Genomic DNA, 25,527 nt, shown 5'->3' with positions numbered 1-25,527 from the left:
AAAAAATGCTATAATTACAAACGAGGTGATTCCATGGCTTTTGATGGAATAGTCACTCGGGCTGCCGTACATGAATTACACAACCAACTGGCAGCAGGGCGGCTACTGAAAATTTATCAACCAACCGAAACAGAACTGATTCTTACAATTAGAAGCAACGGAAGCAATAAATCATTGCTGCTCTCCGCCCATCCTAGTTATGCCAGATTTCATTTGACGGAGGATATATACGAGAATCCTAAAACTCCGCCGATGTTTTGCATGTTGTTAAGAAAACATTTAGCTGGAGGCTTTTTACAGGAAATCGTTCAGTATGAAAATGAAAGAATTGTCATGCTTCACTTTAGAGGAAAAAATGAAATCGGTGATGAGACAGAGAAAACGCTGATTATCGAAGTAATGGGAAAGCACAGTAATATATTGCTAATCGACAGAGAGAAACAAGTTATCCAGGATAGTATCAAACACGTTCCACCCGCCCAAAACCGCTATAGGACGATCATGCCTGGAAGTGTCTACAAACTTCCTCCAGACCAGGGGAAAATCAACCCACTTGAACTGAATCCGGAAACATTTATCCGCAAGTTGGACTTTAATGCCGGCAGGCTGGACCAGCAAATAGTGAATCAATTCACAGGTTTTTCTCCGGTAATCGCTAAAGAAATCGTGCATCGGGCCGGACTGGGTGGAAGCGACGCTTTCTTACAGGCTTTTACAGATTTGCAGGACAAGCTGATAAAACACAATTATCAACCGTTGATTTATCGGGAAAGCAAAGAGGATTTCTATGTTTTACCACTGGAAACGAAAGACGGTGAACCTGTTCACTGTGACTCAGTCAGTCAAATGCTGGATATTTTTTATTCCGGAAAAGCAGAACGAGATCGGGTAAAGCAACAATCCGGAGACCTTTCACGTTTTTTAAAAAATGAACGGGATAAAAACATCCGCAAAATCAAAAAACATCAACAAACGTTGAAAAAGGCGGAACAAGCCGATAACTATCAGCGGCTTGGTGAATTGCTGACTGCCAATATGCATCAGGTTAAACCAGGTGATAAACAAGTAGAAGTAATCGATTATTATGATCCGGAACAAAAGAAAATCACTATTGAACTAAACCCAAATAAAACGCCCAGTGAAAACGCACAAGGTCTCTTTAAGACTTATCAAAAATTGAAAAAATCCAGACAAGTTGTCCTAGAAGAAATCTCCAAGGCCGAGCAGGAAATAAACTATCTGGATGACCTGCTGCAACAAATTGCTGGGGCAAGAGAAAAAGATATCGAAGAAATACGACAGGAACTCCGCGAAGAAGGTTACTTAAAATCCAAACCGACCCAAAGGAAAAAAAACAACAAACCTGCAAAACCCGATCCGGAACAATTCTACGCAAGCGATGGTACCTTGTTGCTTGTCGGGAAAAACAACAAACAAAACGAATACTTGACCAACCGTTTGGCAGCACGAGATGATATTTGGCTGCACACGAAGGACATTCCTGGTTCCCATGTGGTCATCAGAGACCGTAATCCAAGTGAGGAAACGTTGTATGAGGCTGCCCAACTGGCGGCTAATTTCAGCAAGTCGAAGAATTCTTCGTCTGTTCCAGTCGATTACACGTTGATCCGCCATGTAAAAAAACCAAATGGCGCTAAACCAGGGTTTGTAACCTATGACAATCAGAAAACCTTGTTTGTAACTCCTGTAGCTGGTTTAGTAGAAAAATTGAAGAAAAAACCGGATTAAGGAAATGTTGGCTCTGGAAAAATATCCTGGACAAAGCAAAAACCGGACGATGATTCGAAATCGCAAGCATTCGAACTCGTTCGGTTTTCTTTTTTGATTTTTACTGGAATCAGGGAATTAACATGGCTAACCCTCTTTCAAGAAAAGTACAAACACTCCACTCCGGCAAGGTACTTTACTTTCCGCAGCGATTTCTCAAACAACAGAATGAAAGGAGGGCCATCTAAGGAAAATCCATCTTACTTTGCTGTTTCTTCTGTAATCTTATGGTATAGCAAGTGAATTTTTTATGTCAGCAACCACTTTTTTACAAAAATCCAAATATACTTACCTTTTGACATGACTTCCTGTAATTCTATCTTTTTGAAAAATGAAACTTTATCTTCCACTCATCCGTACAGATAGATAAGCTGCAGCAATCATAAACAGATTAATAGTTAGGAGAATTTACTTGATGGGAATACTACTGACAACTATTTTATCCTTTCCTTTATTTTTCTTATTCAGCGTGTTAGCTATGATAAGAAAAAAGAAATCAATCGGAATGATCCGCAACTGGATCATTATTTTCATTGCAGGCTTTATACTTTGCGGCCTGTTCAATTATCTCGCATTGCCGGCAATGACTTTACCAAATCTTTTAGTCGAGAATTTCATCGTTTGTTTGGTCCTTGTCCCACTTCTCTATTACAAAACCGGGATTCCTTTTTCATACAAAAAGCCTCATCGATCCGCATCTGGAATTCTAATCATTTTATTGATAGTAGCACTTCCAGTCAGCTTATTTATTGGTTTAGCAGCGCTTGATAACGCTTATCAATCAATCGCCAAGCAAGAAACAGGAGAAGCGGAACCATTCAATGAAGATGATACACCGATAACTGTGTCACCAGAATTTGCCCGTAACAAAGTACAAAAAGCAATGAGCGTAGTTCCGAACACGCAGTTCTACGATTTAGGCAAGTTGCAAGTACAAAAAGTCGATAACGAAATTATGTACGTGGCACCAGTAGAATTCACCGGTATATGGAAATACTTACGAGGAAAAGAAACAGAGGGCTTTTTCACTATTCCAGCTGCCGATGTCAATGCACAGCCTGAATTTGTTCAACGTAAAATGCTGTTTACCAATTCAAGCTATTTCAATCATAACGTGCAACGGACCATCTATAATGAATACCCCCACTATGTGCAAAGCGGCGAAGCACAAATTGAAGTAGATGACGACGGAAAGCCATGGTATATTCAAACTTTGTATAAACCGATCAAGCTAACGAACAAGCCGAATATGGATCAATTAAAAGTAGCAGTAGTAGACCCGGTAACCGGAGATTTGCAACTTTACGATCCAAGCAAAGCACCTTCCTTCATCGATAGCCCGGTCAGCTCAGAAATGGCAGGTAAACAGAACAATTACTTTGGAAAATATGTGCATGGCTGGTTAAATGCTTTGTTCGGCAAAAAAGATGTGAAAATACCAAATGAATCCGGCACGGAAAATACTGTCACACCGATTTTCGACAGTAATGGAGAAATGTACTACTTTACAGATATGGCATCCCCTAAAGAGAATATCGACTCTGCTTTAGGTTATACACTAATCAATGCCAAAACAGCTGAATTGACCTATTATAGTGGCAAAAACAATAACGGTATCATGGATAGTAAAGGAGCAAAACAAATTGTAAACAAAGAGTTTCCCGAAAAGAATTGGGAAGGATCCATGCCCATCTTGTACAATATTGACGGAAATCCGACATGGGTGGTGAACGTACTGGATCCAAATGGCCTGTTCAAGCAATATGCATATATCAAAGCAAATGATTCTGACTTTGTTGTATTCGGGGAGACCGCCGAGGAGACCCTTGCAGCCTATCGCTTGCAGCTGGCACAGGAGCCTGGTAACCCAGAGGCCAGTGAAGATGTTGAATTGGAAACAATCAGCGGCGAAGTCAACCGCTCATTGGTAACATCCACTTCATCAGGCCAGTCTGTTCAATTTATATTGAATGGTGATACGACAATTTATACTGTAAATGCCAGTAAAGCACCGCTTGCTATCTTCTTGCAGCAGGGGGACAGAGTCGAAATGGAAGTAAAAATTCGCGATAATGGTGTCGGAACGGTTGAACAAATTTCCATTGCTTCCCTCGAAGCAAATTAAACAGAGGGGCTTTCCAACAACCGTTATTCTAACCGCCCCCATTTTATGGAATACCAAAATAGCAGTCCGACAGCCATTAAAATGAGGCCGGAACAACAGCATGGGCACCAAAGCAAAAACCGAGCGAATGCTAACTGCCAATCAAATTCGTTCGGTTTTTCGTTGTATATTCTCGTTTTATCCTGTTGTTTGATGCGCGCTTCGAATCGCTACGACAAGATACTACGCGCGCCCGCGGAAAGCGAAGTACCTTGCCGGAGTGGAAAGTTGCACTTTTCATAGGGTGAACGGTTTACTTTTTCCCAATATAAAAACCGAACGAATCGTTCGGTTTTTATTTTGATCACGATGCTTTTGTCCCAGGCTCATTTCTTTTTCGATCATTTAGTGGGGCTGATTATATTGGCTTGAGTCAGAAGAACCGTTTACAAGTTGTTCTTTTGCATCCTTAACTTTGCTGCCTACATCTTTTGCAGTTGATACAGCCTCTTGCGTATCGTTTTGCACGTCCTTCAATTCATCTTTGAAGTCACCATTGACTTTGTTATAAAGCTCTTGAACATTGTTAGCAGCATCTTTTAGTACATCGGTAGCTGCTTTCACCCTATCCATCAGCTGGTCTTTTGTTTCTCGAGGGTTTTCTTTTACATCGCTTGCCATGCTGGTCACCGATTCTTTCATACCATTCATATTTTGTTTCACATTAGAACGGGTATTGGAATTAAGCATTGCAAGGGCTGCTCCAGCTAAGGCACCGGCAGCCATACCTACAATCAGTTTACTACCGTTTTGTTGTTGGGTTTGCATGTCTGTCACTCCTTTAGTAGACTTTGATGGTTTTTTTATCCCATTTCATTTTTTATTTACCACTTGTCTACCCAGACTAAACAATCTTTCCTCGAGATTAATAGACCGCTGATTTCTATAAGCAGCTTTTTAAGAACGATGAGCCGGTTCCTGTAATGCTTCACGCCACCCAAATAACTGCTTTTTTCCCTTCTCTGAAATTCCATCTTTTTTCTCCAAAACGGCTACTAATGAATCAAAATCGGTAATGGTGGATAATGATACCCCTTGTTCCAGGAATGCTTCAGCCGTACCTGTAAGTCCATATGTAAAGATAGCGCACACCGCTGTCACTTCTGCGCCTTCCTCTTGTAGTGCCTGGACAGCATTCAATGCCGATCCACCAGTTGAAACCAAATCCTCTATTAAAATTACTCGTTGTCCTTTTTTTATGTTGCCTTCGATTTGATTGCCTTTTCCATGCCCTTTTGGCTTTGAACGGACATAAACCATCGGCAAACCGAGATAATCTGATAACCAGGCTGCATGTGGAATCCCCGCTGTAGCACATCCAGCAATAACATCAGGACCGCCTTCCATCTGTTTTATCATATCGGCAAAGGCCATCGTGAGCTTTTTTCTTATTTCCGGATAGGACATCGTTAACCGATTGTCACAATATATTGGTGACGTCAACCCGGAAGTCCATGTAAAGGGATGGTCAGGACTGATTTTCACGGCTCCGATTTGCAACAAATCATTCGCTATTTCATCTTTCGTCATCATCTTTCCACTCCTTTATAATTTGCTGGTACTTGCTTTTCGGTTCGGTAGATGCCGTTACACTGCGTCCTATGACGATTGCATCAGCTCCGTTATCCCTTGCATCGGTTGGACTTGCGGTCCTCTGCTGATCTTGATGCTGATCCGTTTTCAAACGGATGCCAGGGGTTACTGTATAAAAGGAAGACCCACAATTCTTTTTGATTGAAGGAACTTCCCACGGCGAACAAACGACTCCATCGGCCCCACTTTCTTTTGCCATCATCGCTAGGTTAAGAACCGACTCCTCCGCTCTAACAGGAATATGCAACTCTTCTGACAGCGTACGATTGTCCATAGAAGTTAACACCGTCACTGCGATTAACCTGCTATTTTTTTCAAGGTTTCCTTCCATAAATCCTTGTTTGGCAGCACGAATCATTTCGCTTCCTCCCCAGGCGTGGACATTGACTAAATCCACCCCCAATTTCGCCAAATTTTTCATCGCTTTATAAACCGTATTGGGAATATCATGTAACTTCAAGTCTAAAAATATGGAATGACCATCACCCTTTAATTTTTCAATAACCGGTGGGCCTTCGCGGTAAAACAGTTCCATTCCCACTTTTACAGGTACCCCTTGAAGCTCATTACTGCGGATAAACCATTCTGTTTCCTGCCAATCAGGAAAATCAAGAGCGAGATACATTGGCTTCATTTCTATTTCCTCCCCCTATTGCTTCCTCAACATTTTGGAAACCATACTTTTCCAACAATTGTGGAAGTCTGTCAATGATATTCACACAAGCAAACGGGTCATGGATGTTAGCAGTTCCCACCGCTACTGCACTCGCTCCCGCTATGAGGAACTCAAGCACATCCTCGGCAGCAGATATGCCGCCCATTCCAATGATCGGAAGTCCGCTATGCTGCCTCACTTCATAAACCATCCGGATGGCGACCGGTTTGATTGCGGGACCGGACAGCCCACCTGTTTGATTAGCCAACAGAGGTTTTTTGGAAGATAAATCGATTTGCATGCCTGTCAGCGTATTGATCATCGATAATCCATCCGCTCCACCAGCTTCTACCGCTTTTGCCATTTGTACTATATCAGCTGTATTCGGTGATAATTTGACATAAACCGGCAAAGCTACTGTTTCTTTTACCTGTGCAGTCACTTCGGCAGCAAGTACCGGATCCTTGCCGAACTGAACCCCCCCTTCTTTCACGTTAGGACAAGATATATTTAGTTCCAGAGCCTGAATCAAGCCGCTTTCGTCCAGCCTTTTTGCCACTGCAACATATTCTTCTATCGTGCTGCCGGCTACATTGGCAATCACCGGCGTCTTGAATTGAGATAAAAACGGCAGTTCCTCGCTACAAATCGTTTCCACTCCCGGGTTCTGCAATCCAATCGAATTTAGCATACCTGCAGCGGTCTCAGCTACACGCGGTGTCTGATTACCATATCTTGGATTTAGTGTGGCAGCTTTGATAACCACAGCCCCAAGCTTATTCAAATCATACAATTCACTGAATTCCCGCCCAAAACCAAAACAGCCGGATGCTGGCATAATCGGATTCTTCAGATCCAAACCTGGAAGTTTGGTTTCCAGAGAAATCATAAACTCACCTCATTTGCTGCAAATACCGGACCATCTTTACAGATTTTTTTAAAACCAGTTCCACTCTTAGCCGGTACGACACAGGCATAACAGGCACCGATTCCGCACCCCATCCGCTGTTCAACCGAAATATAGCCATGCCGGCCGGTAAGCTTGTTTGTCACAGCCTGGAGCATTGGTGTCGGTCCGCATGAAAAAAAACAATCAAAATCAATGTCCATTTCTTTCAAGCAGTCCGTAACAAATCCTTTTTCACCATAACTTCCATCATCTGTGACAATAATGGATTCACCAAGCTCCGCAAATTTTTCCTTATAAAACACATGGTCGGCCTTCTGGAACCCAAGGATGGAAATGATACGAGTACCGCGGGCGGCCAAAGTTTTGCCAAGGTAATAGAGAGGGGGGACGCCTATTCCACCACCAATTAGCAGGGCTGTGTCCAGATTCAAATTATCAACTGGATAACCTGTACCGCATGGCAGCAAAGCGTCGATTCGGCTCCCGGCTGTCTGTTTACTCAGCATGTCTGTACCTCGCCCGGAAATTTTGAATATGATCGTTATGTTTCCATTACCATCGACATCGGCGATAGAAATCGGCCTTCTTAGCATCGTTGTATCTGCTTCTCCCACCTTTACATGAAGAAACTGTCCTGGTACAAACTTTTGTACTTCTGTCCCCAAATTATCGCTATTCAAACCAAGCTGCATCTCGATCGTTTGGTCTGCTATTTTTTCATTTGCCAAAACGATTAGCTCTGTCTGCATCATTTTACGACTGCCGCCCTTCTTTCCGACACCGGACTTGCCGTAAAAGTAGTGGAATCAATAACATTTAAAATGGCCATTGCAGTATCCAGACTCGTCAGACAAGCAATACCGTGTTCCACTGCTTCCCTTCTGATTCTGAATCCATCCGATCTTGGCTGCTTTCCAGAGGTCAACGTATTGATGACAACCTGCACCTTGCCTTCTTCGATTATGGACAAAACCGTTTCTCCGGCAGCTCCTACCTTGCCGACTTTTTGAACAGGGATTCCTTCACTGGCAGTGAATTCACTGGTCCCTTCGGTCGCATAAAGCTTAAAACCGAGCATATGGAACCGCTTTGCGATTTCGATCATTTCCTGCTTGTCTTTATCGGCAACGGTCAAAAGCACCGCTCCCTCTTGCGGAATCGACAGCCCGGAGGCAGTCAATCCTTTATAAAGAGCCTTTTCCAGTGTTTTATCCCTTCCGATTGCTTCTCCAGTCGATTTCATTTCCGGCCCCAGCATCGTATCGACACTACGCAGCTTCGCAAAAGAAAATACCGGGACTTTCACTGAAACCTGCGGCTGTTCTGGAAGCAACCCATTCGAATATCCGGCATCAGCAAGACTTTCTCCTAAAATACACCTTGTAGCCAACGCAGCCATCGGAACTCCTGTTATTTTGCTTAAAAACGGAATGGTCCTGCTTGCCCTTGGATTCACCTCTAAAACATAGACATGGCCTTCATGAATGACAAATTGGATATTGATCAGGCCTTTCACATTAAGTCTTCTCGCTATTTTCATGGTAATTTCCACGCATTCCTGCTTGGCATTGTCTGAGATTCGTTGTGGAGGATAGACGGCAATCGAATCACCAGAGTGGACTCCCGCCCGTTCAATGTGTTCCATCATCCCTGGTATGACAATATTTTCCCCATCACATACAGCATCGACCTCCAGCTCGATACCTGTCAAATACTTGTCGATCAAAATAGGATGAGTATGCTTGATATGATTGCTTTTTTTCAGATAAGCAGCCAATTCATCCTTGTTATAAACAATCTCCATCTGGCTGCCGCCAATTACGTAAGAAGGTCGGACCAAAACAGGATAGCCAATTTGTTCAGCGGCTTCGACCGCCTGATCAAGTTTACGGACGCTCTTCCCCTGCGGCTGTAAAATAGCCAGTTCATTCAATAGATGTTCGAATTTGTCCCTGTCCTCGGCAGCGTCAATCGCTTCCAAGTCGGTTCCCAGAATTGCCACGCCTCTTCTTCTCAATCCTTCCGCTAGATTGATTGCTGTCTGACCACCGAACTGGACGATAACCCCTTTGGGTTTTTCCAGTTCGATCACATGCATAACATCCTCCAACGTCAGCGGCTCGAAATACAGTTTGTCAGAAACACTGAAATCGGTAGAAACAGTCTCCGGATTGCTGTTCATGATGATTGCCTCGTAACCAGCCTGTTTTAAAGCAAGCACAGAATGAACAGTTGCATAATCAAACTCGATTCCTTGACCTATCCGAATCGGCCCTGATCCGATTACCAGCACTTTTTGGCGCCCGGAAACAATCGATTCATTTTCTTCTTCAAACGTGCTATAGAAGTAAGGGGTTTCCGATTCAAATTCTGCTGCACACGTGTCGACCATTTTATAGACCGGTAACATGCCGGATTGCTTCCGCAAGTTATAAACAGAATCGACATCCGTTTGCCAAAGTCTCGAAATATGGGAATCAGAGAATCCAGCCTGTTTCGCTTTCTTTAATACTTCCATATCATTTTTATGTGCTGAAACGCTTCTTTCCAGTTCTATTATTCTCTGTATCTTTGTCAAAAAAAACGGATCAATTTTCGTTGCCTCAAACAACTCCGTTACCGTACAGTCACGCCGGAATGCTTCCGCTATCACAAATATCCGTTCATCATCCGGCTTTCTCAAGCATGCGAATAGTTCATCCAACGTCTTATACGTCCACTTCTCCATCCATAGTTCCTCTGTCCCGATATCAAGGGAGCGGATACCTTTTAACAAGGATTCTTCAAAACTCCTGCCCACAGCCATCACTTCGCCAGTTGCTTTCATTTGCGTTCCAAGACTGCGATTGCCGCTGACAAATTTGTCGAAAGGAAAGCGCGGCAATTTGGTGACCACATAATCAAGCGCTGGTTCATAGCAGGCATATGTTCTTCCGGTTATTGGATTGATTATTTCATCAAGCGTTAACCCAAGTGCGATTTTTGCTGCAAGCTTTGCTATCGGGTATCCTGTTGCCTTTGAAGCCAATGCTGATGACCGACTGACACGCGGATTCACTTCAATAATGTAGTATTGAAAACTGGAGGGATCCAATGCCAGTTGGACATTACATCCCCCTTCGATTTCTAATGCCCGGATAATTTTCAGAGACGCATTGCGCAGCATTTGATACTCACGGTCACTGAGTGTTTGGGAAGGGGCGGTCACAATCGAATCGCCGGTATGGACACCTACCGGATCTACATTCTCCATATTACATACGACAATCGCCTGGTCTTGTTTATCTCGCATCACTTCATATTCTATTTCTTTAAAGCCGGAAATATTTTTTTCGACCAAGCACTGTGTAACAGGGGATAAAGCCAGCCCGTTTCTTGTTATCTCCTTTAATTCTTCCTTGTCATAACACATGCCTCCTCCTGTTCCGCCCAATGTATATGCGGGACGGACAATCAGTGGAAACCCGATTTCTTCTGCGAATTCCAGAGCTTGCTCGACAGAATGAACGATTTGGCTTTCTGCTACAGGCTCACCAAGTTCGTGCATCAAGCTGCGGAATACTTCCCTATCTTCCGCCTTTCGTATGGCAGAAAGCGACGTTCCGAGTAATTCAACATTATACTCCGCAAGAATCCCGGTCTGTTCTAAAGCCATGGCCATATTAAGGCCGGTCTGGCCTCCCAGTGTAGGCAAAATAGCATCCGGCTGCTCTTTTCGGATAATTTTTATTAAAAACTCGGGAGTCAATGGCTCCATATATACAATGTCAGCCACTGAATCATCCGTCATAATGGTGGCTGGATTAGAATTAGCCAAAATCACTTGATAACCTTCTTCTTTCAGTGATTGACAAGCCTGTGTGCCCGAATAATCAAACTCTGCTGCCTGCCCGATAACGATCGGCCCGGAACCAATCACTAAAATCTTGTTTATATCTGTACGCTTTGGCATGATTCTTCCTCCTTATTTTCCGACTGATAGGTGTCTATGTTAGCAAGAAATCGATCGAATAGGTGATACGTATCTTCCGGTCCCGGCGAACTCTCTGGATGGTATTGAACCGAAAAAGCCGGATAACGTTTATGTGCCAATCCTTCGACTGTTCCGTCGTTCAATGCTATTTGGGTCAGCTCTAACTCTGTCCCGGCAAGGGATTCTTCCGTCACGGTATAGCCGTGATTCTGAGAAGTCATAACGGTTTTGCCTGTTGTCAAATCTTTGACAGGATGATTGGACCCTCGGTGTCCGAAACGAAGCTTCTCGGTATCTCCCCCGCACGCCAACGCGATCAATTGATGACCGAGACATATGCCAAAGATAGGAATATCGGTAATGATGTTTGCGATCATCCGAATAGCATTCCGGACTTGTTTTGGATCGCCGGGTCCATTAGAGAGCATGACCCCTTCCGGTTTCAGCCTTCTAATTTTCTCTGCTGAATAATGGTAGGGAACAACCGTTACATGACAGTTCCGTTTGGTCAGTTCCCTCAAAATTCCATGTTTCATTCCGAAATCGACAAGAACGATTCGTCTACCGCGACCTGGCACCACATATGGTTTCACCGTGGAAACCCGTTCGATGTGGTTGGTTATCGGTGTTTGCTGGTCAAGGATTCGTAAGGCTTGCTCAATGGAATAGGCTGCAGAGGTAAACAATCCTCTCATGGTTCCATGGTTCCGAATCAATCTAGTCAGCTTTCTTGTATCAATTCCGGCAAGTCCGGGAATATCATTTGCCTTTAAAAAACGGTCCAACGTTTCTTCTGAACGATAGTTGGATGGTAAATCGCAAGCCTCTTTCACAATCAATCCATGAATAGAAGGTGTGATCGTTTCAAAATCGTCTCGATTGATTCCGTAATTTCCGATTAATGGGTAGGTCATTGTTACGATTTGGCCACAATAGGACGGATCTGACAAAATTTCTTGATAACCTGTCATTCCGGTATTGAAAACAACCTCACCACTAATTTCCCGACTACTTCCAAAACCTGTTCCTAGGAAACGCGTGCCATCCTCAAGAACGAGCTGTCGTTTTTGCATCATTTTCCTCCTCATAAACGATTTCTCCACCAAAAATAGTCAACTTTGGTTTCCCTGTTACCTTCCAGCCGGAAAAAGGAGTGTTTTTCCCTTTAGAAGAAAATTCATTAGTATCGATTGTCCATTTTTCTTCTATGTCTAATATGGTAAGATCAGCTTCCGCTCCGATTTCCATTCTTCCATAAGGCAAATCGAACACATCTGCCGGTTTTACAGTAAGCCAGTCTATAAGCTGTTTTAACGTAAAGGTTCCTGGCTCTACTAGTTTCTTGTAAAGAAGAGCAAAGGCCGTTTCCAATCCTACGATGCCAAAGGGTGCAGCCAACAAGCCCATGGTTTTTTCGTCTACCGTATGCGGTGCATGATCTGTTGCAATAAAATCGATTGTTCCATCCAGCAATCCTTCAAGCAGGGCTTGCTGATCTTTCCGTGAACGCAGTGGCGGATTCATCTTGTAGTTTGCATCATTTTCACTGATGTCTTCCTGATTGAGGAGTAGATGGTGCGGGGTCACTTCTGCTGTCACCTTTATCCCTGCACGTTTTGCATCGCGGATAACACGGACGGATTCTTTTGTACTGACATGACAAACATGGTAATGACAGCCTGCAGCCTCTGCTAATAGGACATCCCTGGCAATCTGGACTGATTCACATACGGAAGGAATCCCCGGAACACCAAGCTTTCGGCTGACCATTCCTTCATGGACCACGCCTTTATGTATTAAACTATTGTCCTCGCAATGCGCAACAATTGGTTTACCGCTAGCAGCAGACTGATGCATAGCCTGAAGCATTTGATCTGCCGATTGTACACCGACGCCGTCATCAGTGAAGGCAAAAGCTCCTGCTTTCTGCAATGCTCCCATATCAGTCAGCTTCTCCCCAAGCAGTCGCTCTGTAATAGAAGCATAGGGCAACACTCTAATGTGAGCTCTTTCATCAATCGCTTCCTGTAATTGCTTCAACGTCTCGGTGTTGTCTGGTACCGGCTTGGTATTCGGCATGGCACATACCGTCGTGTAACCGCCACGCGCTGCTGCCATGGTCCCAGTTTCGATGGTCTCTTTTGCTTCGCCGCCAGGCTCTCTAAGATGGACATGCACATCAATGAACCCTGGCGCTATCAGCCAGCCCTGACAATCGATCACTTTTCCTGCCGGTTCCTCAATCTTTTCAGCGATTTCCAAAATATGACCATCCTGCACAATTAATTCACACTGTTTCAAATCGTTATCTGCTGCTAATTGCATCCCGTTGATCAATGTTAATGTCATCGATAATCCCCCTGTCTTTTAATAAGTGCTTCATTACTGCCATTCTTGCAAATACACCGTTTTCCATTTGTTTGAAAATCCTGGATCTTGGACACTCTACTAATTCGTCTTCAATTTCGACCCCTCGATTCACCGGCGCAGGGTGAAGAATGATGGCGTGCGGCTGCATCGAACGTTCCCTTTCTACCGTCAAGCCAAAATGTCGAAGATAGTCCGCAGGGTTCACGCCTTTGTTTTTTCCATGCCGTTCGTGCTGAATTCTCAACAGCATAACCACGTCACACATTTCTGCGGCTTCATCGATTGATACATAAGGATAAGGAAGCGAACGGTCTTCCCACTCCGGCTTGCAAGATAAATAGACTTCTGCACCAAGCGTTTGTAAAGCGAAAGCATTCGATCTAGCCACCCTGCTATGTTTGATATCACCTGCTATCGCTATCCGGAGACCTGAAAATCGTTTGAATTCCTGATGGATGGTCATGAGGTCAAGGAGTGACTGGGTTGGATGTTCTCCTGCTCCGTCGCCAGCGTTAATGATTGGTATGGAAATGTCAGCTGCCAGTCGTGCTGCCATATTTTCTTCCGGATGCCTGATCACCAGTAAAGACGCACCTATTGCTTCAAAGGTTCGAGCCGTATCATAGATGCTTTCTCCTTTTACCAGACTGGAAGATTCGCCAGTGAAATCAAGACTTTCGAAACCAAGCCTTCGTTCGGCAATTGTAAAACTCATTTTCGTCCGGGTACTTGGTTCAAAAAACAGGTTCCCGACAAACAACTGTTTTTCAAAAGGTTTTTGCCCACCATTTTTGATTGCTTCTGCCTCCTTAAGCAACCGTAAAATCTCATGTTCGGAAAGATCCTTCATCGATAAAAAGTGCTCCATCGTTGTCTTCTCCTCCTTTATAACGAGGGACTGTCCCCTCCCGGTTTACGAGAAGCATACAGTCCCTCCAATGATAGTCAGATCAATCCTCGCCGTCACCTTGCATTACCGGATCGGGCTCGGTATCACTGAACATATTCCCATTTCCATATCCCTTCTCTTTTCCAGGCAGAACCAGGTTCAGTAAAACCCCAATGATGGCAGACAATGCCATCCCTGCTATTTGCAGATCATCCGTCACTTGAACGAATGCCCCGCCGATTCCGATTACCAAAATCACGGAAGAGATGATCAAATTTCGCTTGTCTCCTAAATCTACTTGATTGTCAACCAGCATACGTAAACCGCTGGAGGCGATAATCCCAAATAATAGAATCGATACCCCGCCCATCACCGCGGACGGAATAGCACCTATAACAGCTGTAATGATACCGACAAACCCGAACAGGACAGCAAGACACGCTGCGCCACCGATGACGAATACACTAAACACTCTGGTTATCGCCAGAACCCCGATATTCTCTCCATAAGTCGTGTTAGGTGGACCGCCAAGCAAGGATGCTATAATCGTAGCTGTACCATCGCCAAGGATGGAACGGTGCAGTCCAGGCTGCTTGATGAAATTCCTACCTACAACCTTTGACAGGACCATTTGATCACCTGTATGCTCTGTGATTGTCACAAGAGCAACCGGAACCATGGCGAAAGCGATTTGCCAGCTGATAACCTCCAATGGGGAATAATCCACAAAAGGCAGGACAAAACCGGGATTTTGAAATAAAGCTGTGAAAAACTCTCCAACAGAACCTGCTGATGTTAATGAAGCCCACTCAGCAGCAATTTCACTTGTATCGACGATACCTTGAAACAAAGCAAAAATATATCCTCCGACGATACCGGTCAATATCGGAATTAGACCGAAGAATCCTTTAAAGAACATGGTGGCTATGATGGTGATAGCCAGTGTTACCAACGCCACCGATAAATGTGTTCCGCTGTACACTTGCTCATCCAGTCCCGGTACATACATCGCCATATCAATTGCTGTCGATGCGAGACTTAAACCAATCACGATGATGACAGGTCCCACGACGATTGGCGGCAGAATCCGCATGAGCCAATTCAATCCCGAAGTGCGAATAAGCAGGGCAACCAGCCCATAAACCAGACCGGCTAAAAAACTTCCAACCATGGCACCCGGAATGCCGCTAGACTCGCTGACAACCGTTAACGGATAGATAAACGCAAAACTTGAACCTAAGTAAGCTGGTACTTTTCCTTTGGTGATCAAAAGGTATGCCAATGTTCCCACTCCACTGGAAACAAGCGCGATTGCTGGTGACAGACCTGTTAGAAAAGGTACGAGAATGGTAGAACCAAACATGGCAAATAAATGCTGTAAACTCAAGGTAAACCACTTATGAATTTTCGGAATGTCTTGTACATCCATAACGATGTGTTTGCTGCTCATTTTGTTTCCTCCTCTGATGTTTCCCTGTTTGTTTTCTCTCTATTTTTTTTGCGTAAAAAAACCTCCTTGCTTGGTCGCAAGGAGGCAAACGTGCCGAAAATACACACGTATCCTTTCGCGACCTTGCAAGCCTCACGGGACTCGATTTAAAGGTCCAGGTTTTTATCGTTGATTATTTTTCATAAATACTTACTTCATCCTGGCTGTCTGTTTCATCCAATTCAACCACAATAATTTCTTCCTTGGAAGTAGGGATGTTCTTGCCTATAAAATCAGCTCGGATAGGAAGCTCCCGATGTCCTCTATCAATCAACACAGCCAGTTGTATTTGTTCAGGTCTACCTTGATCGACTATGGCATCCATTGCTGCCCGGACGGTCCTTCCTGTAAACAGAACGTCATCTACCAGCACCAGTGTTTTTCCGGAAATATCCCCGTCAATCTTTGTTTCATTCAAACGAGGTTCACGGTTTTCTTCGATACTTGAAAGGTCGTCACGGTAAAGCGTAATATCCAATTCGCCGATTGGTACTTCTACACCTTCTATTTGCACAATTTTTTCCTGGAGACGCTTTGCCAGCGGGATACCGCGCGTTTTTATTCCGACAAGAATCAAGCCTTGAACGCCTTTGTTTTTTTCTAAAATTTCATGAGCTATTCTTGTCAACGATCTGCCTATTGCTGCATCGTCCAATACTGTAGCTTTTTTTTCCATTGTTGTAATCCCCCCAGCCAAACTCGTATTACAAAAAAATCCCTTCTTCCGCGAGAGGAAAGAAGGGATTTGGACATACTTCAACCATTACAGTTTATCATTTATCCGTTCCTTTCCAGCCTCACGGGACTGTTTTAAAGGATATTATGCAATTATGGCACAGCGCAATTTCCTTACTACTATAATTTCTACTAACGATTATTTCAAAATAACCGTCAGCTGTCAACCTCATTTTCTTAACTTCGCTAAAATTGTTTGTAATTCATCAGGCAAAGGAGCCTCAAACTCCATCCATTCACCGGTTTGTGGATGGCTGAAACCCAGCAATCCGGCATGCAACGCCTGTCCCTCGATATCCAATGTTTTTTTCGGTCCATATTTCGGATCACCTGCCAAGGGATGACCGATATATTTCATGTGCACCCTGATTTGATGGGTACGTCCGGTTTCGAGCACGCATTCTACGTGGGTGTAAGAGCCGAATCGGTCGATAACCTGAAAATGTGTGACTGCAGACCTTCCATCACGGACCACAGCTTGTTTCTGGCGGTCTTTCGGGTCTCTTCCCAATGGGGCATCGATCGTGCCATATTCATGCTGTATATCACCATGAACGATCGCCTGATATTTCCTGGACATGGTTTTATCTTTCAATTGTTCAGCTAATGACAAATGGGCCTGGTCATTCTTAGCCACTACAAGCAGCCCGGTCGTATCCTTGTCGATTCGATGCACGATTCCCGGCCGAATTACCCCATTGATTCCGGATAAATCGTTGCAATGATATAGCAGTGCATTTACCATGGTTCCATTGCGGTGACCCGCAGAAGGATGAACAACCATGCCCTTCGGTTTATTTACCACTAAGAGACTCGAGTCTTCATAAACAATGGACAATGGTATATCCTCTGCTTTTATTTCCATTGCTTCCGGTTCAGGCACTTCCCAGGAGATTTGTTCTCCTTCCAAACATTTATGATTGCTTTTAACCTGGCTTCCATCGACATAGACAAGTCCTTCTTTTATCCATTCCTGAACTTGTGATCTTGAGGCGTCTTCGTTAACCTCCGCCAACAGTTTATCAATTCTCAAACCGGTCTGATTAGCTTGTACCGTATGACTGGAACTCGTCATTTTGCAGTTCTTCCTTTCTTCTTCTCATCGACAAAAGTCATAATCAAAACAATGATCACTCCGCAAACAAGAGCCGAATCAGCAACATTGAATATGGGATAGTCATAGCTGCCTAAATATACATCAAAAAAGTCGACAACCTCTTTCCGGAACAAGCGGTCAATGAAATTACCGACTGCTCCACCCAAAATTAATCCCAATGCCAATCCCATCCATTTGCTTGTCCTTGCAAACTTCCTGATATAATAAATCACAATCAGCACCACAACAGCCGTGACAATATAAAAGAACCACATTTGGCCTTCCAACATGCCCCATGCTGCCCCGGTGTTGCGATGGGAGGTTATATAGAAAAAATTCTCTATGACAGGAAATTGTTCGCCTATTTCCAGATTCTTGATAATCCACCATTTGGATAGTTGATCAATCAGGACAATGATTACTGCCAGTATGTAATATTGCACACCGCTTCCCCCGTTCTTATCGCTGTCTTTTACAAACTAAAGTTTACCACAAAACAACGTGGTATAAAAATAAGCATACTGTTTACTGGTCCATCTTTATCTTTTCGATTAATGTTCCCATGAAATACACAAGGTATTTCCTCAGCGAGAGTTTAGCACACTTCCGTTTACACGGAAATAAGTCATGCCAAAAATTTTCCGCGATTCCTAACTGCTCTCAGTGTGATAAAGCATCAGGCTATACGAAAAGAACCCATATAGAAGAGGCCGGGACAAAAGCATGGCCACCAAAGCAAAAACCGAGCGAATGCTAACCGCCAATCAAATTCGTTCGGTTTTTCTTTGTATATTTTCTTTTTATCCTGTTGTTTGATGTGCGCTTCGAATCGCTACAGCAAGATACTACGCGCGCCCGCGGGAAGCGAAGTACCTTGCCGGAGTGGAAAGTTGCACTTTTCATAGGGTAGAACATTTGCTTTTTGCTCATCAAAAAAAAACCGAACGAATGGTGGTATCGTTCGGTTTCATATTGGTCACGATGCTTTTGTCCCAGGCTCTATCTTTATCATGCTAGCCGTTTCTACACTAAACGAGATCTGCGTAATGCTCTTTCACTACCTCTGCACAGCGGGAGCAAAGCTCTGGATGCTGCTCATCTTCCCCTACTGTCTCCGATGATACCCAGCAGCGTTCACATTTTTCTCCCGGATGTTTTTCAACCCGAACAGCAACATGCTCGTATCGTTTCGCTTCCGAATTGCTTTGCTGGATTTCCAAACCAGAAACAATCAACAATTGTTGGAGGTATTCAATACTGTTCAGCAAATCTTTTGTTTCAGAATCATTTGGCACAACTTGAATAGTTGCCTCCAATGATTTTCCGATGACTTTCTCTGCACGTGCTTCTTCCAACGCTTTCAGGATATCATCCCGAATATCCATAAACCGATCCCATTTTTGCTTCAGTTCATCCTGACCCTCGAATTGTTCTGGCTGTGGCATATCGGTCAATTGTACACTTTCCGCTTCTGTACCAGGAATATACTGCCAAACCTCATCGGCGGTATGGGAAATAATCGGTGACAATAGCTTGACCAATGCCGTCAAAATTTGATGGTAGACGGTCTGGATGCTTCTTCTTCTATGATCGTTGGCCGATTCAATATACAATACATCTTTGGCAAAATCTAAATAGAAAGAACTTAACGAAATCGAACAGAAATTGTGGATATTGTTATAAATAGTCGAGAATTCGTAATGATCATAAGCATGTCGTACTTTCTCGATAAGCTCCTGCAATTGAATCAGCATGTAACGGTCCACTTCTTCTAAATCTTCATAAGACACTTTATCTTTGGATGGATCAAAGTCCTGCAGGTTTCCGAGCATAAAACGGAACGTATTACGAATCTTACGATACCCTTCAGAAGTTTGCTTGATGATTTCATCCGAAATTCTCACATCTGCCTGATAATCGACAGAAGCAACCCATAGTCTTAAAATATCCGCACCATATTGTTTCATGATTTTAGAAGGAACGACTACATTACCTACCGACTTACTCATTTTTCTGCCTTGACCATCCAGTGCAAAACCATGGCTGATAATTGCTTCATATGGTGCCTTTCCTGTCACAGCCACCGCAGTGGAAATGGACGAGTTAAACCAACCGCGATATTGGTCGGATCCTTCCAAATAAACGTCTGCCGGCCGTTGAAGTTCCGGGCGGCCTTTCAAAACGGCTTCATGGGAGGAACCGGAATCGAACCATACATCCATGATATCTGTTTCCTTTGTAAACTTGCCGTTAGGACTGTGTTCGGAAGTGTATCCTTCCGGAAGCAGATCTTTCGCCTCCCATTCAAACCAGATGTTTGATCCATGCTTCCGGAACAATTTGGAGACATGTTCAATCGTTTCCTCGGTAATGATAGGTGTACGATCCTCTCCGTAAAACACCGGAATTGGTACTCCCCAAGCTCTTTGACGCGAGATACACCAATCTTCCCGATCTCGGACCATGTTGAACAGTCTCGTTTCACCCCAGCCAGGGTACCAGTTGATTCGTTGAATTTCATTCAGGATATCTTCGCGAAAATCTTTGATGGAAGCAAACCATTGATTGGTTGCACGGAAAATAGTCGGTTTTTTCGTTCTCCAGTCATGAGGATAGGAGTGCGTAATAAATTCGAGTTTTAATAAGGCACCCACTTCCTCCAACTTTTGTGTGATCTCTTTATTGGCAGAATCATAAAATTGCCCTTCAAAACCAGGTGCTTCATCGGTGAAGTTTCCTTTTTCATCAACCGGGCAAAGCACCTCAAGACCATATCTGTTGCCTACATAAAAGTCGTCTTCCCCATGCCCAGGTGCAGTGTGAACACACCCAGTACCACTTTCTGTTGTGACATGTTCCCCAAGCACTACCAGGGAGTCACGGTCGTAAAAAGGATGCTTCGTGACGACGCGCTCTGCATCCCTGCCTTTAAACGTCTTGATTACTTCTGGATCGTTCCACTCAAGCACTTGGGTAACAGTCTCCAGCATGTCATGAGCGATTACGTACTTGTAACCATCCACTTTCACTACTGCATAATCCAAGTCAGGGTGAAGACTGATCGCCAGGTTGGCAGGGATCGTCCATGGAGTTGTCGTCCAAATGATGAATTTCTCATCACCATCCAGGACATCTTTCCCGTCTTTCACCTCAAACGCAACATAAATGGAAGCCGATCGCTTATCTTGGTATTCAATTTCCGCCTCGGCAAGCGCTGACTCAGAAGAAGGGGACCAATAAACCGGTTTAAGCCCTTTATAAATATATCCCTTTCTCGCCATCTCACCGAAAACCTTGATCTGGGCAGCTTCATAATCCTTGTTCAATGTAATATAAGGATTTTCCCAATCGCCACGAACTCCCAGCTGCTTAAACTGCGTCCGTTGATTATCGACTTGCTTTAAAGCATATTCCGCACACTTTTGTCTAAATTCAGCCACCGTCATTTTCTTGCGGTTGACTTTCTTTTTTGCCAGCGCCTGTTCAATCGGCAATCCGTGGGTGTCCCAACCGGGAACATACGGAGCATGGAAGCCGGCCATTGACTTATACCTTACAATAAAATCTTTCAGTATCTTATTCAAGGCGTGCCCCATATGCAGGTCCCCATTAGCGTATGGAGGTCCATCATGAAGGACGAATAGCGGTCTTCCTTCCGTGCGCTGCTGGACTTTTTCGTACATCTTGTTCTGATCCCATTCTTCCTGCATCTTCGGCTCTTTGTTCGGCAAGTTTCCCCGCATCGGAAAAGCTGTCTTTGGCATGAGCAACGTTTGTTTATAATCCATCTTCTCTTTCCTCCTTGTTAGCTGTGCAAATCTATCTGCAAATAGTCTAGACAATCCACGAATGGCAGGAAAATAAAAAAAGCCCCTCTCATCCCGAAGGGACGAGAAGGACTCGCGGTACCACCCTTATAGAAGGACAACGAAAGAATCCTTCCACTTGAAATTCGTAACGTGAACAAGACGTCCGCCCCTACTCTATTTCAACGCGGATACTTAAGGGTGATTTTCCAGAAAGGCTCTGTTCCGGGCTCACACCGTCCCCGGATCGCTAATACAGCATGCTTCTTCCTGTACTGTCCCTGTCTTCGTATTTATCAATTAATTTACTTTACAGAAATAGTAGCATTATGTTTATGAATTATATGTAAAATTCATGAAAACGTCAAGGTTTAATAATTATTTTCGACTGCCTCTTTTTCATATTCAGTTTCCGGATCGACTTCTGTGGTCAGCAATCCGTCCCAGTCATCATTTTCAATCATATCAAGCTGGGCTTCTACAAGCATTTTCAAACGGGTTCTGAACACCTTTGCCTGTTTTTTCAGTTCTTCTACTTCCATTGCTATCCGACGGGATTTATGCAATGCCTCATTGATAATCCGATCCGCATTTTTTTCCGCTTCTTTGATGATCAGTTTGGATTCTTTTGTGGCATTCCCCTTCACTTCCTCGGCAGTTTCCTGTGCTACCAGGATCGATTTGTTCAAGGTCTCTTCAATATTCGTAAAATGGCCCAATCGCTCATTTAACTGGTCTAACCTTTCTTTCAAATCCTTTTTTTCCCGAATGACCGTCTCATAATCTTTGATAACCTGGTCCAGGAATTCATTCACCTCATCTTCATCATATCCTTTGAATTTCCGGGTGAATTCCTTGTTATGAATATCTAGTGGTGTCAATGGCACATCGGCCACCTCCTGTCTGTTAGAATAATTTAGGATAACAAAAAGTGCGCAATACTGTAACAGAGAAATTCGACAAAATCGAAGAAAATCCTGCATGTTTTTTGCTTATTTCAAGATTTCCGCAGTAATTTTCCATTTCTCTTTTTTACTACGTCCATGGATTTCCTTCACATGACTTCTGCCTTTTCCCCTTAAAGACAACAAATCACCCTGTTCCAAAGTAAAAGCCGGGGAGTCAACGACACGGAAGTTGACTTTCACTAATCCTTTTTCGATGAACTGCACGGCTGTTTGCCGGGAAACTTGATAAATTTCTTTTACCAGGACGTCCAGACGAAGGGAAGCTACCGTCATATTTTTTTCTTGCCATTGCTCCTCTTTCTCCATCAACCGTTCAAATGATACTTCTTCGAAACGGACACCGGCGTTTTTTATGTTAGTCAAATTCATTTTGACATACGGCGCTATTTCAGCTGCTGTTATAATTTGGATAAGCCCGTCCTTGACAACTAGATCACCGAGTTTTTTTCGTTTGATTCCCATGGAAAGAAAGGCACCCATAACATCACGATGTGCCAGGCTGACAAATTTAACTGGATAATCAGCTTCAAGCAGTACCAACTCGAAATCATCCAGTACTATCTCTTCATAATAAGGGGCAAGTATGGCTCTTTTTCTTTCAGCAGAAGGGCTTCCTCCAAATAGACGCCAACGAAAATCTTCTTTCCCGCCAATCAAAGAACCGAAAATTTTCTGTTCGCGCGGATCGAGAAAGTCTGTCACCTTTCGCTGATAACTGCGTTCCAATTCCTCCTGCCAGGAAAGTACTTGATCAATAAAAGGTTGTTCTTCTTTACGAAAGTGTTGATAAATATCCATTGAGTCACCCAACTGTTTCCATTAGTGTTTATTGCGGATTAAAAACCGCCAAAGCCAAACAATACTGCCAACCCTCTTGTTGCGAAATTAAGTACCAGGATTGCAACAATTGGTGAAATATCGATCATGCCTAGCGGCGGGATGATTTTCCGGAAGGGCTCCAAATACGGTTCGCATATTTTAGCTAGAAAACTTCCAAACGAGGATTCCCTTGCACCGGGAAACCAGGACATCAAAATGTAGGCAATCAAAGCAAAACTGTAAATTTCAATTGCATAAAAAAGTATTGTATATAATTGATACACTGGGACTACCACCTTTTGTCTAAATCTTCTTCAAACATATCGGAAATCGTACCGGAAACATCGACATTATCCGGCGTACAGAGGAATGTATGGCTGCCGAGTTTTTGGATGTCTCCAGACACAGCATAAACGGTACCGCTCAAAAAGTCGACAATCCGCTTTGCCTGGTTATGGTCGACACGCTGCAAATTAATCACAACCGCTCTGCGATTGACAATATTATCAGCGATTTCCTGTGCTTCACTGTATGTACGGGGTTCCAAAAGTACTACCTTGGATGCAGGCTGTACACTTTTCAAGCTCACGACATTCTGTCCCTGGCCTTTTTGCTGGGAGGCTGCTTCCGGAACCTCCAATTCTTCCTCTTCCTCGATATATTCGTATTCATCATCCATTGTAAAAAACGTTTTTAGTTTGTTTTTAAAACTCATTCTTTTTCACCTCGAGCTATTTTTGGCCGACAAGCTTAGAACCAATTCTAATGTGGGTCGCGCCTTCTTCTATGGCCAACTGGTAATCGTTGCTCATTCCCATGGATAGGTAACGACAAGGTGCGTGCTGATAATGTTTTTCCTCTATTTCGTCGCGCAGCATCTTCAACCTGCGGAAAGTTTGCCTGATGATCTCTTCGTCTTCGACAAATGGCGCCATCGTCATCAAACCGACAACTTGAATTTTGTCATATTGCGCAAGTCCGTCAATAAATTTCAGAGCTTCCTCCGGTTCGATTCCATGTTTCGATGCTTCACCGCTTGTATTGATTTGCACAAAACAGGGTACAGGTTTTTCAGCTCGTTTATTAATTTCTTTTGCCAAAGATTTCCTGTCCAAAGAATGCAGCATGTCTATCTTATTAATCATATCCTTTACTTTACGGGATTGCAATGATCCAATGAAATGCCACTTAGCCTTCTCACCGATTGCGTCATATTTTTGTAAAAAACCTTCCAACCTGTTCTCCCCTAAATGATGTACGCCTGCTGCCAATGCTTCTTCCGTCCGCTCAATTGTAACATATTTCGTCACTCCGATGAGTGTGATTTCTTCTTCTTTACGACCAGCCTTCCGGCAAGCTTCACTAATGTTATACTGAATTTGCTCTACATTCATTGCTACGTCCAAAAAAATAACTCCTTTCCCGCTTATTCTTTCCAACCGATGAAACCCAGCATCCTTCCAGTTTTTCCTTCTTCTCTTCGGTGCGAAAAAAACAACTCGTTTTCTTTAAAGGTACAAAGCTTGCTTCTGTTGATATTTTCAGGAGGCAATCCAGCCCGCTGCAGAAGCAATTCATTTAATCGCTGCAAGTCCAAAAAAGTGCCAGTCTCTCCCCTGTGTACTACTTCATCCTCCAAGCCGTTTGGTACCAACTTGATCACCTTATCGTCCACTTGATAAGCTTCAACGTTGATAGACGGCCCGATTGCTGCCAAAAGAGTCTCAGGTTGAACATCGTATTCCTTTAAAACAGAAACCATTTTTTCAGCCATCCCGTTGACTGTTCCCCTCCAGCCTGCGTGGGCAATCCCAATCCAACGGGTCGCGGGATCAAAAAAATAAAGTGGTACACAATCGGCAAAGAAGGCTGTACACAAAATTCCCGTTTGATTTGTAATTAAACCATCGACATTTAAGATGGCATCAGTTTGTGTCTTAGATCCTTTTCCCTTGTCTGTTTCTGAAACGACTGCGATGTCGGTTCCGTGGACCTGCTGAGCAGCAACCCAGTCCTTCAAAGGAAAACCGGTTATATCAGCTAATTTTTGTCTGTTTGCTATGACGGTATCTGGATCATCTTTTACATGTAGTCCTAAATTAAATGTGTCGTAGGGAGGGAGGCTACCCCCGCCTTGCCTTGTGGTGAATCCCGCTTTCAATCCCGGTGCCAGTCCATGCCAGCCCCCGATTGAAAGCACCGATTCCTCTGATAGTTGAAAGGGGTCTTTCATCATTCTCCTCCTTATTTTTTCATTCATTTTATCATATTT

Annotated in this window: 22 protein-coding genes and 1 other annotated feature; of the genes, 2 read left to right on the top strand and 20 right to left on the bottom strand. The window is 43.7% G+C overall.

Annotated elements, in window-relative coordinates; genetic code table 11:
• The first annotated feature begins 33 nt into the window (after window positions 1-33).
• Both ERJ70_RS08685 and ERJ70_RS08680 read left to right on the top strand, forming a co-directional pair.
• Entirely contained in the window at window positions 34-1,749 is a 1,716-nt protein-coding gene (locus ERJ70_RS08685; RefSeq protein ID WP_209368645.1) for an Rqc2 family fibronectin-binding protein, read from the top strand.
• Window positions 1,750-2,203: 454 nt separating this feature from the next.
• Window positions 2,204-3,913 carry a DNA-binding protein gene (locus tag ERJ70_RS08680; RefSeq protein WP_245208158.1) on the top strand — a complete coding sequence of 570 codons (1,710 nt, stop codon included), beginning with the start codon at window positions 2,204-2,206 and terminating at the stop codon, window positions 3,911-3,913.
• A gap of 384 nt (window positions 3,914-4,297) precedes the next feature.
• On the opposite strand, the gene ERJ70_RS08675 is transcribed toward ERJ70_RS08680, so the two are convergent.
• The 20 genes from ERJ70_RS08675 to pgeF form a co-directional block, all read right to left on the bottom strand.
• Window positions 4,298-4,720, bottom strand: a complete 423-nt coding sequence (locus ERJ70_RS08675) for a YtxH domain-containing protein (protein WP_209368641.1) — start codon at window positions 4,718-4,720, stop codon at window positions 4,298-4,300.
• A gap of 129 nt (window positions 4,721-4,849) precedes the next feature.
• Complete coding sequence (gene pyrE, locus ERJ70_RS08670) at window positions 4,850-5,485, bottom strand: orotate phosphoribosyltransferase (RefSeq protein WP_309507409.1); 636 nt, start codon at window positions 5,483-5,485, stop codon at window positions 4,850-4,852.
• Complete coding sequence (gene pyrF, locus ERJ70_RS08665; RefSeq protein ID WP_209368639.1) at window positions 5,469-6,179, bottom strand: orotidine-5'-phosphate decarboxylase; 711 nt, start codon at window positions 6,177-6,179, stop codon at window positions 5,469-5,471. Before pyrF ends, pyrE begins: the two co-directional genes overlap by 17 nt.
• On the bottom strand, window positions 6,154-7,089 hold the full coding sequence (locus ERJ70_RS08660; RefSeq protein WP_209368637.1) for a dihydroorotate dehydrogenase: 936 nt from the start codon (window positions 7,087-7,089) through the stop codon (window positions 6,154-6,156). The genes pyrF and ERJ70_RS08660 overlap by 26 nt, the downstream gene beginning before the upstream one ends.
• A complete protein-coding gene (locus ERJ70_RS08655; RefSeq protein WP_209368636.1) occupies window positions 7,086-7,862 on the bottom strand; it encodes a dihydroorotate dehydrogenase electron transfer subunit in 777 nt (258 codons plus the stop codon). Before ERJ70_RS08655 ends, ERJ70_RS08660 begins: the two co-directional genes overlap by 4 nt.
• Window positions 7,859-11,062 carry a carbamoyl-phosphate synthase large subunit gene (gene carB / locus ERJ70_RS08650; RefSeq protein WP_209368634.1) on the bottom strand — a complete coding sequence of 1,068 codons (3,204 nt, stop codon included), beginning with the start codon at window positions 11,060-11,062 and terminating at the stop codon, window positions 7,859-7,861. Before carB ends, ERJ70_RS08655 begins: the two co-directional genes overlap by 4 nt.
• On the bottom strand, window positions 11,041-12,156 hold the full coding sequence (locus ERJ70_RS08645; RefSeq protein ID WP_209369236.1) for a carbamoyl phosphate synthase small subunit: 1,116 nt from the start codon (window positions 12,154-12,156) through the stop codon (window positions 11,041-11,043). The genes carB and ERJ70_RS08645 overlap by 22 nt, the downstream gene beginning before the upstream one ends.
• Window positions 12,131-13,432, bottom strand: coding sequence for a dihydroorotase (gene pyrC / locus ERJ70_RS08640; protein ID WP_209368632.1), 1,302 nt, complete (start codon window positions 13,430-13,432; stop codon window positions 12,131-12,133). Before pyrC ends, ERJ70_RS08645 begins: the two co-directional genes overlap by 26 nt.
• Window positions 13,389-14,321, bottom strand: coding sequence for an aspartate carbamoyltransferase catalytic subunit (locus tag ERJ70_RS08635; RefSeq protein ID WP_209368630.1), 933 nt, complete (start codon window positions 14,319-14,321; stop codon window positions 13,389-13,391). Before ERJ70_RS08635 ends, pyrC begins: the two co-directional genes overlap by 44 nt.
• Before the next feature lie 82 nt (window positions 14,322-14,403).
• Entirely contained in the window at window positions 14,404-15,792 is a 1,389-nt protein-coding gene (locus ERJ70_RS08630) for a solute carrier family 23 protein (RefSeq protein WP_209368628.1), read from the bottom strand.
• 172 nt (window positions 15,793-15,964) lie between these two features.
• Window positions 15,965-16,507 (bottom strand): bifunctional pyr operon transcriptional regulator/uracil phosphoribosyltransferase PyrR, encoded by a 543-nt coding sequence (pyrR, locus tag ERJ70_RS08625; protein WP_209368626.1) that lies wholly within the window; start codon window positions 16,505-16,507, stop codon window positions 15,965-15,967.
• A 228-nt stretch (window positions 16,508-16,735) separates the two neighbouring features.
• Window positions 16,736-17,641, bottom strand: a complete 906-nt coding sequence (locus ERJ70_RS08620) for an RluA family pseudouridine synthase (protein ID WP_209368624.1) — start codon at window positions 17,639-17,641, stop codon at window positions 16,736-16,738.
• Window positions 17,638-18,105: a signal peptidase II gene (lspA, locus tag ERJ70_RS08615; RefSeq protein ID WP_209368622.1), complete on the bottom strand. Its 468-nt coding sequence runs from the start codon at window positions 18,103-18,105 to the stop codon at window positions 17,638-17,640. The genes ERJ70_RS08620 and lspA overlap by 4 nt, the downstream gene beginning before the upstream one ends.
• 585 nt (window positions 18,106-18,690) lie before the next feature.
• Window positions 18,691-21,450 (bottom strand): isoleucine--tRNA ligase, encoded by a 2,760-nt coding sequence (gene ileS, locus ERJ70_RS08610; protein ID WP_209368620.1) that lies wholly within the window; start codon window positions 21,448-21,450, stop codon window positions 18,691-18,693.
• A 94-nt stretch (window positions 21,451-21,544) separates the two neighbouring features.
• Window positions 21,545-21,765, bottom strand: a binding site (T-box leader).
• 74 nt (window positions 21,766-21,839) lie between these two features.
• Window positions 21,840-22,355: a DivIVA domain-containing protein gene (locus ERJ70_RS08605; RefSeq protein WP_209368618.1), complete on the bottom strand. Its 516-nt coding sequence runs from the start codon at window positions 22,353-22,355 to the stop codon at window positions 21,840-21,842.
• A gap of 105 nt (window positions 22,356-22,460) precedes the next feature.
• Window positions 22,461-23,234: a YlmH family RNA-binding protein gene (locus tag ERJ70_RS08600; protein WP_209368617.1), complete on the bottom strand. Its 774-nt coding sequence runs from the start codon at window positions 23,232-23,234 to the stop codon at window positions 22,461-22,463.
• Between the two features lie 38 nt (window positions 23,235-23,272).
• Window positions 23,273-23,539 (bottom strand): YggT family protein, encoded by a 267-nt coding sequence (locus ERJ70_RS08595; RefSeq protein ID WP_074597442.1) that lies wholly within the window; start codon window positions 23,537-23,539, stop codon window positions 23,273-23,275.
• A gap of 5 nt (window positions 23,540-23,544) precedes the next feature.
• A complete protein-coding gene (locus tag ERJ70_RS08590; RefSeq protein ID WP_209368615.1) occupies window positions 23,545-23,970 on the bottom strand; it encodes a cell division protein SepF in 426 nt (141 codons plus the stop codon).
• 16 nt (window positions 23,971-23,986) lie between these two features.
• Window positions 23,987-24,661 (bottom strand): YggS family pyridoxal phosphate-dependent enzyme, encoded by a 675-nt coding sequence (locus ERJ70_RS08585; RefSeq protein ID WP_209368613.1) that lies wholly within the window; start codon window positions 24,659-24,661, stop codon window positions 23,987-23,989.
• Window positions 24,662-24,681: 20 nt separating this feature from the next.
• Complete coding sequence (pgeF, locus tag ERJ70_RS08580; RefSeq protein ID WP_245208157.1) at window positions 24,682-25,491, bottom strand: peptidoglycan editing factor PgeF; 810 nt, start codon at window positions 25,489-25,491, stop codon at window positions 24,682-24,684.
• Between the last annotated feature and the right edge of the window lie 36 nt (window positions 25,492-25,527).

It is taken from the genome of Sediminibacillus dalangtanensis, from assembly GCF_017792025.1.
GTDB classification, from domain to species: Bacteria; Bacillota; Bacilli; order Bacillales; family Amphibacillaceae; genus Sediminibacillus; species Sediminibacillus dalangtanensis.
The sequence above is the reverse complement of the archived record's forward strand: the minus strand, read 5'-3'. Positions and strand labels throughout refer to the sequence as shown.

Coding starts and splice junctions, on each gene's coding strand:
- ERJ70_RS08685 (WP_209368645.1), top strand. CDS start 34: ATGGCTTTTGATGGAATAGTCACTCGGGCTGCCGTACATGAATTACAC.
- ERJ70_RS08680 (WP_245208158.1), top strand. CDS start 2,204: ATGGGAATACTACTGACAACTATTTTATCCTTTCCTTTATTTTTCTTA.
- ERJ70_RS08675 (WP_209368641.1), bottom strand. CDS start 4,720: ATGCAAACCCAACAACAAAACGGTAGTAAACTGATTGTAGGTATGGCT.
- pyrE (WP_309507409.1), bottom strand. CDS start 5,485: ATGATGACGAAAGATGAAATAGCGAATGATTTGTTGCAAATCGGAGCC.
- pyrF (WP_209368639.1), bottom strand. CDS start 6,179: ATGAAGCCAATGTATCTCGCTCTTGATTTTCCTGATTGGCAGGAAACA.
- ERJ70_RS08660 (WP_209368637.1), bottom strand. CDS start 7,089: ATGATTTCTCTGGAAACCAAACTTCCAGGTTTGGATCTGAAGAATCCG.
- ERJ70_RS08655 (WP_209368636.1), bottom strand. CDS start 7,862: ATGATGCAGACAGAGCTAATCGTTTTGGCAAATGAAAAAATAGCAGAC.
- carB (WP_209368634.1), bottom strand. CDS start 11,062: ATGCCAAAGCGTACAGATATAAACAAGATTTTAGTGATTGGTTCCGGG.
- ERJ70_RS08645 (WP_209369236.1), bottom strand. CDS start 12,156: ATGCAAAAACGACAGCTCGTTCTTGAGGATGGCACGCGTTTCCTAGGA.
- pyrC (WP_209368632.1), bottom strand. CDS start 13,432: ATGACATTAACATTGATCAACGGGATGCAATTAGCAGCAGATAACGAT.
- ERJ70_RS08635 (WP_209368630.1), bottom strand. CDS start 14,321: ATGGAGCACTTTTTATCGATGAAGGATCTTTCCGAACATGAGATTTTA.
- ERJ70_RS08630 (WP_209368628.1), bottom strand. CDS start 15,792: ATGAGCAGCAAACACATCGTTATGGATGTACAAGACATTCCGAAAATT.
- pyrR (WP_209368626.1), bottom strand. CDS start 16,507: ATGGAAAAAAAAGCTACAGTATTGGACGATGCAGCAATAGGCAGATCG.
- ERJ70_RS08620 (WP_209368624.1), bottom strand. CDS start 17,641: ATGACGAGTTCCAGTCATACGGTACAAGCTAATCAGACCGGTTTGAGA.
- ileS (WP_209368620.1), bottom strand. CDS start 21,450: ATGGATTATAAACAAACGTTGCTCATGCCAAAGACAGCTTTTCCGATG.
- ERJ70_RS08600 (WP_209368617.1), bottom strand. CDS start 23,234: ATGGATATTTATCAACACTTTCGTAAAGAAGAACAACCTTTTATTGAT.
- ERJ70_RS08590 (WP_209368615.1), bottom strand. CDS start 23,970: ATGAGTTTTAAAAACAAACTAAAAACGTTTTTTACAATGGATGATGAA.
- pgeF (WP_245208157.1), bottom strand. CDS start 25,491: ATGATGAAAGACCCCTTTCAACTATCAGAGGAATCGGTGCTTTCAATC.